Raw genomic sequence first — 12,414 nt, 5'->3', positions numbered from 1 at the left:
CCCCGAGCGTGCGAGGGGAGGAGGAGGTCCTCCTACTCGCCAGCTCGGGGCGAGCCTCCGGACGGGGCCTGATCCTCCCGGCGGCTGGCCCGGAGCGAGGCCGCCGGCTGCTCCGGTGGGGCGTCGGCCGGCTCGTCGCCGCGGTACACCCTGTCCACGCTCTCGCCGCTGCGGATCTCGTCGACCAGCAGCAGGTCGCGGCGTACGTGCCGGCGCCGGTAGGCGACCCGGCTGATCATGTGGGCGCTGACCGGCGCGGTCAGCATCTGGAAGGCCGCCACCAGCAGCAGCATCCAGATGGCCGACCAGCCCTGCAGCCGGATGGCCCCGGCGACCATGATCAGCAGGATGCCCAGCACCTGGGGCTTGGTGCCGGCGTGCATCCGGGTGAGGACGTCGTGGAAGCGCAGCAGGCCCAGCCCGGCCGTCAGGCACAGGAACGCCCCGGCCAGCACCAGCACGATGGCGACGACGTCCCGCACCGTGGCGATCTCGTTCACCGCCCCTCCTCCCCCCGGTCATCGGCGGCCGGCGCGTGGACGAGCATGCCGCCGATGTACCGGGCCACCGACACCGAACCGACGAAGGCCAGCAACGACACCACGACCAGTACCGGCACGACGGTCGGGTCGCGCGCCAGCGCCGCGTAGACCGCCAGTCCCGCCGAGATGATGACCAGCAGCACGTCGGTGGCGACCACCCGGTCGAGCAGCGAGGGTCCCAGGGCCAACCGGACCAGGGTGAGCAACGCCCCGCCACCGAGCATGGCGTAGGCAGCCCAGTAGACCGCGGTCACGGCGTCCTCCTCCCGGTTCCGGTAGGCGCTTCCCCGGGCGCGTGCGCCAGCGCGGCGATCTCGTCCGCTGAGCCGAACGCCCGGACCACCCGCTCCTCCTCGGCGAGGACCGCCGCCCGTCGCCGTTCGACGTCCTCCAGGTTCCGCACGTGCAGGACGTGGATCGACAGCGTCCGCCGCTCCCGGTCCATGTCGATGACCACCGATCCGGGCACCAGGGTCAGCGACTCGGCGACGATGGTCAGCAGCAGGTCGGAGTCGGTGCGCAGCTGCACGCGGATGATCGCGCTGCGCCCGATCCCACCGGGCCGGATGGTCTGCCACGCCACGAGGGCGGCCGACCGCACCAGGTCGAGGAAGAAGTAGCCGAGGAAGACCACCAGGCCCACCGGGTGCAGGTGAGTGCCGCCGACCACCGGCGGAAGGGGCAGCAGCAGGGTCACGGCGAGCGCGACGACGATCCCGCTGAGCAGGTTCGCCCACGACCAGGTGCCCCACAGCAGGTTCCACACCAGCACGAGCCAGACCAGCAGGGGCAGCTGGTGCCGCAGCTGATGCCCGAGCGCGGAGCGCGCGGGTTCGACGGTCACGGCACGTCCTCCCCGCCGAACACCGACGAGATGTACGGGGTCCGGTCCATGAGGTCCTCGGCCCCGCGTTCCGCCACCGCGTAGAGCGGTCCTGCCAGTGCGGTCAGGCCGACGGTCAGCACCACCATCGCAGCCGTGGACGCCACCATCACCTGTGGCAGGGGTCGCAGCGGTCGCTCGCGCGAGCCGTCCCCTGCATCCAGCCCGTCGCTGACCGGAGCGGTCGCCGTGGCCACGGCGGTGTGCCGCTCCCAGGCCGCCCGCCGGGCCTCGGCACGGCTGCCGCTGCCGTTACCGGTGGCGGTGCCGGCGCCCGCCGGCTGCTTCTCACTTGCAGGTTGCTGCTCGTCGGCCGGACCCGGCATCGGCCCGGGTGCGAGCTGGGGCCCGGCGGCCTCCGCCGCGGCGCGGAAGGTGTCGTCCGCCGGCGACTGTGCCGGCGGCCGCCAGAATGCGCGGTTCCAGACGCGGGAGATCGCCAGCAGGGTCAGCAGGCTGGTGAGGGCGCCGCCGCCGACCAGCACGATCGGGAGCGAGCCGCCGTCGGCCACCCCCGCCTCCAGCAGCCCCAGCTTCCCGATGAAGCCGGAGAACGGCGGGATGCCCGCGAGGTTCATGGCCGGCACGAAGTACAGGACGGCCAGCAGCGGCGATGCCTTCGCCAACCCTCCGAGCCGGTCGACGCTGGTCGAGCCTCCCTGCCGCTCGACCAGGCCGGCGACCAGGAACAGCGTGGTCTGGATCGCGATGTGGTGGACGACGTAGAAGATCGCCCCGGCCAGCCCGGCAGTGGAGGCGAGGGCGATCCCGAACACCATGTAGCCGATGTGACTCACCAGGGTGAAGGACAGGATGCGGCGGATGTCGGTCTGGGCGACCGCCCCGAGGATGCCGATGACCATGGTCGCCAGCGCCGCCCACATGAGCACCTGGTCGAGCGCACCACCGGGGAACAGCAGGGTCTGCGTCCGGATGATCGCGTAGACGCCCACCTTGGTCAGGAGGCCGGCGAAGACGGCGGTGACCGGCGCCGGGGCGGTCGGGTAGCTGTCGGGCAGCCACGCGGACAGCGGGAAGACGGCGGCCTTGATCGAGAACGCGATCAGCAGCATGGACTGCAGCAGCAGCTGGGTCCCGTCGGGCAGCTCCGCCAGCCGCACGGCCAGCTGCGCCATGTTCACCGTGCCGGTCGAGGCGTACACCAGGCCGATGGCCGCGAGGAAGATCAGCGAGCTGAGCAGGCTCACGATGATGTAGGTGATCCCCGCCCGGATGCGGGGCGCCGAGCCACCGAGGGTCAGCAGCACGTAGCTGGCGGTCAGCAGGATCTCGAAGCCGACGTAGAGGTTGAACAGGTCACCGGCCAGGAAGGCGTTGGCCACGCCCGCGATGAGCACGAGGAACGTCGGGTGGAAGATCGAGATCGGCGTCTCCTCGTCGCCGTCGGCCGCACCCTGGCCCACGGCGAAGACGAGCACCCCGAGGGCGACCGTCGCGGCCACCACCAGCATCAGCGCCGACAGCCGGTCGACCACCAGGACGATGCCGAGTGGCACCGTCCATCCCCCGACCGACACCGCGTGCGCCCCGTCGGCGTCCGCGAGCAGGAGCAGTGCGACCGAGACAGCCAGCACCGCAGAGAGCACGAGGATGCTCAGGGTCCGCTGGATCCCCGGATGCCGGCCACCCACCAGCAGCGCGGCGGCCGCCCCCAGCAGCGGCAGCAGCACGGGCAGCGGGGTGAGGACGCTGATCACGGGTTGCTCCGCGGGGTCGGCAGGTCGACGTCGTCGGAGGCGATGCCTGAGTAGTGCCGCGCCAAGCCGCGCTCGGCGTCGTCGTCGGCGGCCAGGGTGTCGGCGTGCATGGCCGGCCGGTCCTCGGGCGCCAGGTCGTCGGGGTCGATCTCGTCGGCGTCCATGCCCGACCGGCGGGCGACCCGGCGGTCCTCCTCGTCCACTCCGACGACCTCCTGGCGGACCAACCGCCAGGAGCGGTAGATGAGCGCCAGCACGAACGCCGCGATCCCGAAGGTGATCACGATGGCGGTGAGGATCAGCGCCTGAGGGAGCGGATCGCTCATCTCCTCGGGGTCGCCGTAGCCCAGGATCGGGGCCGACCCCGCCGCGCCGCCGCTGGAGAGCAGCAGCAGGTTGGTCGCGTTGCCCAGCAGCAGGAAGCCCAGGAGAACCCGGGTGAGGCTGCGGTCGAGCAGCAGGTACACCCCGGCGGCGTAGAGACCGCCGATGATCACCGGCAGGACGACGGTGGGGGTCATCGGAGGATCACCTCGTCGGGGGCCACGTCGATCGGGTCGTCCTCGTCCACCTGCCGGTCGAGCTCGGCTCCCAGGCTGCGGAGGATGTCGAGCACGAGGCCCACGACGATCAGGTAGACGCCCATGTCGAAGAACAGCGACGTGACGAGCTTGACGTCCCCGAGCACCGGCAGCGTGGTCTCGAGGATGGCCGTCTGCAGGACCTCGGCGCCCAGCACGAGGCCGACCACGCCGGTGCCGCCGGCGAACAGCAGCCCGACGCCCAGCAGCAGCCCGGGATCGACGGGTGCCGCCTCACCCAGCTCGTACCGCCCCCCGGCCAGATAGCGGAGGACCAGCGCGAGCCCGGCGACCAGCCCCCCGGCGAACCCGCCACCGGGCTCGTTGTGGCCGCTGAAGAGCAGGAAGAGGGAGAACACCACGATCGTGTGGAACAGGATCCGGGTGATCACCTCGAGGATCACCGACCGCCGTTCCGGGGCGAGGGCGGCCGAGGCGGACAGCCATTGACCTCGAGGGGCCCGCCAGGACGTGCGCTCGTCCCGCGCCAGCTGCACGGGGTCCAGACGGTCCACGGAGCCGGTCCGCCGGCGCAGGAACACCAGGCTGGCGACGCCGGTGGCGGCGACGACCAGCAGCGAGATCTCCCCGAGGGTGTCCCAGGCGCGGATGTCGACCAGCGTCACGTTGACGATGTTCTGGCCACCGCCGAAGTCGTAGGCCGCCTCCGGGTAGTCCACGGAGACCGGCGTGGCGGTGCGCACGCTCATCGCGACGGCTCCGGCCGCCGCCATCAGCGCCCCGACCGCGACGGCGATCACTCCCCGGGCGGCCCGCTCGTGGGGCTTGTGCCGCTCGGCGATGTCCTTGGGGAGCTTGCGCAGCACCAGGACGAAGACGACGAGGGTCAGCGTCTCGACGAGGAACTGGGTGAGCGCGAGGTCCGGGGCGCCCTGCAGTGCGAACAGGACCGCCAGGCCGTAACCGGTGACGCCCACGACCAGGACGGCGGACAGCCGCTGCCGGATCCGCAGCGCCAGCACGGCGGCGATGAGCACGACCGCGCCGACCAGCGCCTGGACGGGGCTGTCCCAGGCCCGCCATTCCCCGGGCCACGGGGCACGGAACAGGAGGACCGACCCCGGGAGGGCCAGGACGACGACCAGGATCGTGCCGAGATACGCCGGGAGCGAACCCCGCTGGGTCGTCCCCGTGACCAGGACGGCGAGTCGATCGAGGGCCTGCAGCGTGTTCCAGTAGCCCTCGTCGGCCGAGGCCCGGACGGCCAGCCGCCGCTGGGTCCGGAACACCACCGTCCGGGCGGCGAACAGGGCGGCACCGCCGAGCACGGTGAGCGCGGACAGCAGCAGGGCCGGCTGCCAGCCGTGCCACAGCGCCAGCTTCTCCGCCTCCGGCGCGATCAGCGGCAGGTCGTCGGCGTAGCCGGCGACCAGCGGCTCCAGCAGCGGGCTGAACGGCCCCGCGAGCAGGCCGGTGAGCGCGAGTGCCGCGGGGGCGGCGAGGAAGAGCGCACGGGGCGGGTGGATGAGCTCCGCGGGCTCGATCGGGTCCAGGCCCGGCTTCCGCGCGAACGCGCCCCACAGGAACCGGGCGGTGTAGGCGGCGGTGAGCACCGACCCGAGAACCAGTCCGGTGAGGACGACGACGGCGCCGGTGCGGTCGGGCAGCCCGCCGTCCCACAGCGCGGTGAACGCCGCCTCCTTGCCGACGAACCCCAGGAGAGGCGGGATCCCGGCCATGGACGCCGCGGCCAGTGTGCCGATGATCGCGAGGGCCGGCAGCCGGCGCCCCAACCCGGAGAGCCTGCGGAGGTCACGAACGCCGGTGGCGTGGTCGATGACACCGACGGTGAGGAACAGGGTGGACTTGAACAGCGCGTGGGCGAGGGTCATCACCAGCCCGGCGGCGGCGAGCTCCCGGCTGCCGCCGCCGACCAGCACCATGAGGAAGCCGAGTTGGCTGACGGTGCCGAAGGCCAGCAACAGCTTGAGGTCCTTCTGCCGCAGGGCCCGGTAACCACCCACGAGCATGGTGGCCACGCCGAGCCCCAGCACGATCGGCCGCCAGCCCGGAACCTCGGCGAAGCCGGGTGCCAGCCGGGCGACGAGGTAGATGCCGGCCTTCACCATCGCCGCCGCGTGGAGGTAGGCGCTGACCGGTGTCGGTGCCTCCATGGCGGCAGGCAGCCAGAAGTGGAACGGGATCATCGCGGACTTGGTGATCGCCCCGACCAGCACGAGCACCGTCCCGGCGACCAGGAACGGCCCGTCGCCCGGGTCGGCGACCACCTCCGACAGCAGGTAGCTGCCGCTGGTCTCGCCGATCATGATCAGCCCGACCAGCATCGCCAGCCCGCCGGCCGTGGTGAGGATCAGCGCCTGACTGGCCGCCCGCCGCGCGGCCAGCTTCGTCCCCGATCCGCCGATGAGCAGGTAGGAGAAGACGGTCGTGAGCTCCCAGAACACGTAGAGCATCAGCAGGTCGTCGGCGAGCACCAGCCCGAGCATCGACCCGGCGAAGGCGGTCAGGTTTCCCGCGAACCGGCCCGTTCCCTCGTCATCGGGCTCGAAGTAGCGCGCGCAGTACACCAGCACCAGCGCGCCGACGCCGGTGACGATCAGCGCGAAGATGAGCGAGAGCGCGTCCAGCCGCAGCGCGATGTCGAGGTCCAGCGCAGGCACCCACGGAACGCTCTCGAGGACCTCGCCGCCCCCGGTCACCGTGCCCAGCTGGGCGAGCAGCCAGCCGAAGCCGACCGCGGGGACCAGCGCGAGGACGAGGAACGCCTGCCTGCCCCACCACCGCACGAGGGCGGGCGCCAGCACGGCGGCCAGCGAGTGCAGCAGCAGAACAGCTAGCACGGGTCTCCGGGAGTCATGAAGGGCTCGGGGACGACCACAGACGTCGCGGGGACACCGGCGGCGGTGACCTCAGGTTACCTGCCCGCCGTCCTCCCGGCTCTCCCACTCAGCCCTCGGCGATCTCCGTGGCCGCCAGCCAGTCGTTCTCCACCCGTTCCTTCTCGGCGTGCAGCGCTTTCAGCTCGGCATCCAGTGCGGCCGCCTTCGCGTAGTCGGCGGCGGCCACGGCGAGCTGCTCGTGCAGCCTCTTCTCGTCGGCGTCCAGCTTGAGCATGCGGCGCTCCAGCCGGCTGGCCTCCTTCTTCGCCGCCCGCGCCTCGGCCGCCGACACCGCCGGCGCCGACGTCGAGGGGGCGCCGACCGGACGGGGCCCGCCGTCACCGGCCGCCGTCGTCAACGGGGCACCGCCCGCCGCCCGGCGGCGCAGGTACTCCTCCACCCCGCCCGGCAGCTCGGCCAGCGAGCCGTCACCGAGCAGCGCGACGACCTTGTCGCACACCCGGTCGACGAAGTACCGGTCGTGGCTGACCACCAGGACGGTCCCGGGAAAGCCGTCGAGCAGGTCCTCGAGCGCCGTCAGGGTGTCGATGTCCAGGTCGTTGGTGGGCTCGTCGAGCACCAGCACGTTGGGCTCGGCCATGAGCAGCCGCAGCAGCTGCAGCCGCCGGCGCTCACCGCCCGAGAGATCCCCGACCGGCGTCCACTGCCGGTTCGCCGCGAATCCGAACCGCTCGGCCAGGGACGACGCCGAGATCTCCTGGTTGCCGATGCGGGCGACCCGGGCGACGTCCTGCACCGCCTCCAGCACCCGGGCACGCGGCGGCAGCTCGGTGACGTGCTGGGACAGGTAGGCCACCGCCACCGTCTGCCCGACGGCCACCTTCCCGGCGTCCGGCTGCGTCTCCCCCACCAGCAGCTTGAGCAGCGACGTCTTCCCGGCGCCGTTCACCCCGACGATGCCGATCCGGTCGCCCGGGCCGACGTGCCAGGTGAGGTCCTTGAACAGCGTGCGCGGTCCGTCCTCGGTGGGGACGGCGTAGTCGACGTCCTCGACGTCGTAGACGCTCTTGCCGAGCCGCCGGGCGGCGAAGCCCTTGAGCGCCATGGAGTCGCGGGCCGGTGGCTCGTCGGCGATCAGCGCCTGCGCCGCCTCGATCCGGAACTTCGGCTTGCTGGTGCGGGCCGGCGGGCCACGGCGCAGCCAGGCCAGCTCCTTGCGAACCAGGTTGAGCCGGCGCTCCTCGGTGACCGCCGAGATCCGTGCCCGTTCCGCCCGGGCCAGCGTGTACGCCGAGTACCCACCGTCGTAGGAGTGCACGTTGCCGTCGGCCACCTCCCACGTGGTCGTGCACACCTCGTCGAGGAACCACCGGTCGTGGGTGACGACGACCAGCCCGCCGGCCCGGGCGCGCACGTACTCGGCCAGCCAGGCCACGCCCTCGACGTCCAGGTGGTTGGTGGGCTCGTCGAGGACGAGCAGGTCCAGCGGCCGGATCAGCTGGGCGGCGAGCGCGACGCGGCGCCGCTCCCCGCCGGACATCGGGGCGACCGGCGCGTCCAGGCCCAGCCGGTCGAGCTCCAGGCCGGTCAGCACCGAGCGGACGGCGGGGTCGCCGGCCCACTCGTGCTCGGCGGCGAACATCGACGGCGGCAGGACGACGTCGCGGACCGTCGTGCCCTCCGGCAGCGTGCCGGACTGGTCCAGCACGCCCATGGCGAGGTCGCCGCGGCGGGTGACCCGGCCCGAGTCGGGCTCGTCGGCTCCGGTCAGCAGCGACAGGAGGGTGCTCTTGCCGCCGCCGTTGCGCCCGACGACACCGATCCGCTCACCCGCGGCGACGCCGAGGGAGACGTCGTCGAGGATCACGGTCGTGCCGTGTGCCTTGTGCACCCGTTCGAGGTTGACCAGGTTCAGGGGTGCGCTCATCGCTGCCCAGTATCCCCGCAGCCCTCACGATGCCCACCCGGCCGGCCTCGGGACGAGCCATCCCGGGTCGTCGCCCGCTTCAGGGCACTGATGGTGGCGACTGAGCAGATGTCGCCAGCGAGTCGGCGGCGGGTTCGACCGGCTCCGCCACCGTCGCCCGTGGGAGCCGCAGGCAGGAGGCCGCGCTCAGCAGGACGACGACCGCCACGACGCCGAACACCGCCTCCACGCTCACCGCGGTGGCGAGCACCGGGATGAACAGGTTGCCGCCGATGCCGCCGAGCGCCATCGCCAGTGACATGGCGGACACGACCGTCGCCCGGTTCGCCGCGCTGACCCGTCCGTGCAGGACGGCGCTCAACAGGGGCCACGACGAGCCATGGGCGACGTAGTACGCGGCGAAGGCGATCGCCGCGACGACGAGGACGTCCGGTCCGGCCAGCACCGCCATGGCTCCCGCACCCAGCGTCGACAGGAGGGCGCACGTCAGCCGGGTGGAGCCGCGGAGCAGCCGCCTGAGCCTGGGCGTGATCATTGCGCCCACCGCCGCCGCGGCGAAGGACAGGCCCAGCACCGTGCCGTACACCGCGGCGCCGTCGTCCCGGCCTCCCGCCAACTCCGTGAACCGCAGGGGCCCCAGCAGCTCGCACGCCACGAGCCCCACTCCACCGACGGCGGTGAGCAGGAGGACCAGGCGCATCGGACCATCGCTGACCGACAGCCGCACGGCGCCCGCGACCGTGGCCGGCACCTGCCTGGCACCGGCGGTCAGCGCGGCCCGGATGCTGCCCTGCCGCGGCGGCCGGTTCTCGGTCAGCAGCCGGAGGACGGCACCCACGAAGACGACGTCGAGCGCGGCCGCGGCGAGGAACGGCACCGCGAGCGCGGTTGCGCCGCCACCGCCGAGGAGCCCGGGCAGCAGTCCTCCGATGACTGCGCCCACGGCGAGACCCCCGCCGTCCGCGGCGGAGTGGCGGGCCAGTCCGGGCGCCACGTCTGCGGCCGGGTCGATCCGGTGGACGGTGTCGACGTACCAGGCCTCGACGGGGCCGGAGTCCAGGGCACGCCCGATCCCCATGAGGAGGACGCCGGCCAGGAAGCCCGGAAAGCTGGTCGCCGCCGCGAAGGCGAGGCAGGACAGCAGGTGCAACACGGCTCCGAGCACCACGACCGGGCGGCGGCCGAGGACGTCGGCCAGCCCGCCGGTGGGTAGCTCGAGCGCGATCACCACCAGGCCCTGGACGGTGAACAACACGCCGATCTCGCCCAGCGACAGCCCGCGAGCCTGGGCCAGCAGGACGGTGATCGGCGTGGTGAGCCCTACGGGCAGCCACCGCAGCGCGGTGAGCCCCACCAGCCGGCGGGTGGCCGCCCGGACGGTCGTCGGCCCACTCACGTGGGCCACTCCTTCAGGGGGACCACGTCGATGAGGACGGCGACCAGGTCGGTCCCCTCGGACGGTTCCTCGGCCGGATGGGCGTCGAGCCAGCGCATCATCACCGCGTGCAGCTCCGCGGCGAGCGCCCTGGCCTCGTCGGGCCGCAGCCGCAGTCCGTAGTCGCTGAGCGACGCACCGGCGGTCCAGGCGGGATCGAGGTCCGCCTTCTGGCTCTGCCAGGCGTTGAGGACCCGAGCGTGACCGGCGAGTTCCTGGCGGGTCAGCTCGTCCTGCACCTCGGCGCCGCCCTCCTGGGCGATGACGTCCGCGGCCTCCCAGCTGGTCATGCGGTGGCGGGCTCGCCACCACCGCTCCCGCGCGTTGCCGTGGCCTTCGACCTCCTCGACGAAGCCGTAGGCCGCGAGCTGGCGCAGGTGGTAGCTGGTCGAGCCGCTGCTCTCACCGACCGCCCGGCCGAGCCGGCTGGCCGTCGCCGGGCCGTTCAGCCGCAGCAGCCCGAGCAGCCGGTTGCGCAGCGGTGCGACAGCGCGCGGAGGGCGCGCACGTCGGTCACCTGGACGGCGGGTTCCAGCGGGGTCTCGTCGGTGGCCACGTGCCGGACGACAGAAGGTGCAGAGAATGCTTTGCAGTGTTTCTTTGCGGTCAGCCGCCGGTGGCCACCGCCACGCCGAGCCAGCCCCGCAGCGCGTCGTCGGACAGCAGACGACCGACCCGTCGGGACTGCTCCTGCGCCTGCCCGAACGCCGGGTCAGCTCCGTGCCGGCGCTCCACCTCCGCCTCCACGGCGTCGGCGCGCCGGGTCCACTCCTCCGGGCTGTCGCCCAGGTCGGCGCCCGCGCTCGCCTCCAGCCGGAAACCGGCGTCCGCGAGCAGCCGCCGGAGCTCGCCCTCGGACGGGAACTCGTTGCCCTCCGGCAGGGGTGGGGGTAGCGGTCCGTCGGCCACGAACACCAGCAGGCCGAGCCGGGCGCCGGGCACGAGGACCCGGCGCAGCTCGGCGAGCAGGCCCGCCTTGTCCGACGTCGTGCAGAGGACGCCGAGGCACCAGGCGGCGTCGAAGGAGGCGTCGGCGAACGGCAGGTACTGGGACACCGCCACGACCGACGGCAGGCCGAACAACCGTCGCCCGGCCCGGACGGCGGCGGCCATCGGCTCGGCGCAGACCGGCCGCAGCCCCCGCTGCGCCGCCAGCCACCCCGCCGGCCCACCCACACCCGCTCCGGAGTCGAGCAGCCGGGTGTCCGGACGCAGGTCCAGCCGGTCGGCCAGCCAGCGCAGCGCCCCCTCGCTGCCGCTCCCCCGGCACCCGGCGGGGATGGCGTACTCGGGCCCGAGCGCGCGCACCGCCTCCTCCGTCCACCCGGCGACGGTGTCGAACTCGGCCTCCATCGCTTCGCTCTCGAGTTCGCTCACGCCATACCTCGCACTTCTGCGGCGACCTCCGCCTTGATCCGCGCGCCGTCGTCCGCGTCCCGGGCGGAACCCATGCCGGACAGGTTGACCCCGACGACGCCGGGCACGGCCAGCAACGCGCGGGCCTCCGCGACCGCGGCCGCGATGCCGGCGTCGCGCGGATCGGGCGCGGTGAGCACCCGCTCCACGACGGCGTCGTCCAGGTGCAGGCCGGGGAACCGCTGCAGCACCCGCGCCGAGCGCTCGTCGGTGTAGACCGCGACGCCGGCGATGAACGGCAGGGTCGCGCCGGCGGCCCGGGCAGCGGAGACGAACGCGGCCACACGGGCCGGGGTGCTCACGTGGTTGAGCACGCACAGCTGCGCGCCGGCCCGCTGCTTCTCGGCCACTCGCGCGGGGCGGAGGTCGACCGGCGGCGCCTCCGGCGCCTCTGGAACGGCGATCTGCAGACCCTGCGCGGCGGCGAGCGCGGCCAGCCGCACGCCGTCGAGGTCGAAGACCTGACTCGCACCGGGCCGCACACCGGGTCCACGCCCGTCACCGGTCACGCACAGGACGCCGTCCACGCCGAGTGCGGCCAGGCCGGCCAGCTCCTGCTCGAGGACGACGCGATTGCGATCCCGGCAGGCCAGCGTGGCCCACAGTCGCGCACCCGCGCCGAGGGCCTCCGCGGCCAGCATCGTCGGCGGGAAATCGGGGCGGTTGGCATGCTCGCCGAGCAGGAGCGCGTCGGACACGGGCCCGAGGATGTCGACCACCCGCCGCACCGCCGCGGTGTCGAAGGCCGGTGCGGAGAGGTCGGCCAGCACGACCGGCGCCCGCGCCGCGCGGGCGAGCAGCCCGTCCGGGGCGGGGTCGGGCGGCGCGACGGGCGGGTCGGGCCAGCCGACCAGGGGCTCGCCGAGGAACACGCAGCGGTGCTGGGCGAGCTCGCACCGCTCGTCCTCCCGGACCCCACCGCAGGGGCCGAACACCATCCGCTTGGGGCAGCCCAGCCGCCCGGCGGTCGCGGACTCGGGTTGCACCCTGGAGGGCTGACCGGTGGAGCGCCGCTCGAAACCCCTCGCGCGGACCACGAGAGGGAAGACATCGCCGGCAGTGGGGGTTACAGTGCCACGCTAGTTGAGAT

11 protein-coding genes are annotated in these 12,414 nt (G+C 73.4%); all 11 read right to left on the bottom strand.

Annotated features, from left to right (window positions below):
- Nucleotides 1-32 precede the first annotated feature (32 nt).
- Nucleotides 33-500, bottom strand: a complete 468-nt coding sequence (gene mnhG, locus CHB94_RS05830; protein ID WP_089335647.1) for a monovalent cation/H(+) antiporter subunit G — start codon at nt 498-500, stop codon at nt 33-35.
- Complete coding sequence (locus CHB94_RS05825) at nt 497-796, bottom strand: MrpF/PhaF family protein (RefSeq protein ID WP_254920431.1); 300 nt, start codon at nt 794-796, stop codon at nt 497-499. Before CHB94_RS05825 ends, mnhG begins: the two co-directional genes overlap by 4 nt.
- The gene (locus tag CHB94_RS05820; RefSeq protein ID WP_089335646.1) at nt 793-1,386 is read right to left on the bottom strand and encodes a Na+/H+ antiporter subunit E; all 594 of its coding nucleotides are present in this window, start codon (nt 1,384-1,386) and stop codon (nt 793-795) included. Before CHB94_RS05820 ends, CHB94_RS05825 begins: the two co-directional genes overlap by 4 nt.
- On the bottom strand, nt 1,383-3,143 hold the full coding sequence (locus CHB94_RS05815) for a Na+/H+ antiporter subunit D (RefSeq protein ID WP_217899192.1): 1,761 nt from the start codon (nt 3,141-3,143) through the stop codon (nt 1,383-1,385). Before CHB94_RS05815 ends, CHB94_RS05820 begins: the two co-directional genes overlap by 4 nt.
- Nucleotides 3,140-3,664, bottom strand: a complete 525-nt coding sequence (locus CHB94_RS05810) for a Na(+)/H(+) antiporter subunit C (protein ID WP_089335645.1) — start codon at nt 3,662-3,664, stop codon at nt 3,140-3,142. The genes CHB94_RS05815 and CHB94_RS05810 overlap by 4 nt, the downstream gene beginning before the upstream one ends.
- Nucleotides 3,661-6,546 carry a Na+/H+ antiporter subunit A gene (locus tag CHB94_RS05805; protein WP_089335644.1) on the bottom strand — a complete coding sequence of 962 codons (2,886 nt, stop codon included), beginning with the start codon at nt 6,544-6,546 and terminating at the stop codon, nt 3,661-3,663. Before CHB94_RS05805 ends, CHB94_RS05810 begins: the two co-directional genes overlap by 4 nt.
- A 106-nt stretch (nt 6,547-6,652) precedes the next feature.
- The gene (locus CHB94_RS05800) at nt 6,653-8,473 is read right to left on the bottom strand and encodes an ABC-F family ATP-binding cassette domain-containing protein (RefSeq protein WP_089335643.1); all 1,821 of its coding nucleotides are present in this window, start codon (nt 8,471-8,473) and stop codon (nt 6,653-6,655) included.
- Between the two features lie 79 nt (nt 8,474-8,552).
- Nucleotides 8,553-9,869: an MFS transporter gene (locus CHB94_RS05795; RefSeq protein ID WP_176445434.1), complete on the bottom strand. Its 1,317-nt coding sequence runs from the start codon at nt 9,867-9,869 to the stop codon at nt 8,553-8,555.
- Nucleotides 9,866-10,198, bottom strand: a complete 333-nt coding sequence (locus CHB94_RS26040; protein ID WP_254920430.1) for a hypothetical protein — start codon at nt 10,196-10,198, stop codon at nt 9,866-9,868. The genes CHB94_RS05795 and CHB94_RS26040 overlap by 4 nt, the downstream gene beginning before the upstream one ends.
- Before the next feature lie 316 nt (nt 10,199-10,514).
- On the bottom strand, nt 10,515-11,285 hold the full coding sequence (locus tag CHB94_RS05790) for a class I SAM-dependent methyltransferase (protein WP_254920429.1): 771 nt from the start codon (nt 11,283-11,285) through the stop codon (nt 10,515-10,517).
- Nucleotides 11,282-12,310 carry a methylenetetrahydrofolate reductase gene (locus CHB94_RS05785; RefSeq protein ID WP_254920428.1) on the bottom strand — a complete coding sequence of 343 codons (1,029 nt, stop codon included), beginning with the start codon at nt 12,308-12,310 and terminating at the stop codon, nt 11,282-11,284. The genes CHB94_RS05790 and CHB94_RS05785 overlap by 4 nt, the downstream gene beginning before the upstream one ends.
- Nucleotides 12,311-12,414: the final 104 nt, after the last annotated feature.

The sequence above is a fragment of the Blastococcus mobilis genome, from assembly GCF_900188025.1.
Lineage (GTDB): Bacteria > Actinomycetota > Actinomycetes > Mycobacteriales > Geodermatophilaceae > Blastococcus_B > Blastococcus_B mobilis.
Note: the sequence above shows the minus strand (reverse complement) of the source record. Positions and strands in the feature narration are given on the sequence as shown.

What these genes read in the sequence shown, in the direction of transcription:
- CHB94_RS26040 (WP_254920430.1), bottom strand. Translation starts at nt 10,198, where the DNA reads ATGACCAGCTGGGAGGCCGCGGACGTCATCGCCCAGGAGGGCGGCGCC.
- CHB94_RS05800 (WP_089335643.1), bottom strand. Translation starts at nt 8,473, where the DNA reads ATGAGCGCACCCCTGAACCTGGTCAACCTCGAACGGGTGCACAAGGCA.
- CHB94_RS05810 (WP_089335645.1), bottom strand. Translation starts at nt 3,664, where the DNA reads ATGACCCCCACCGTCGTCCTGCCGGTGATCATCGGCGGTCTCTACGCC.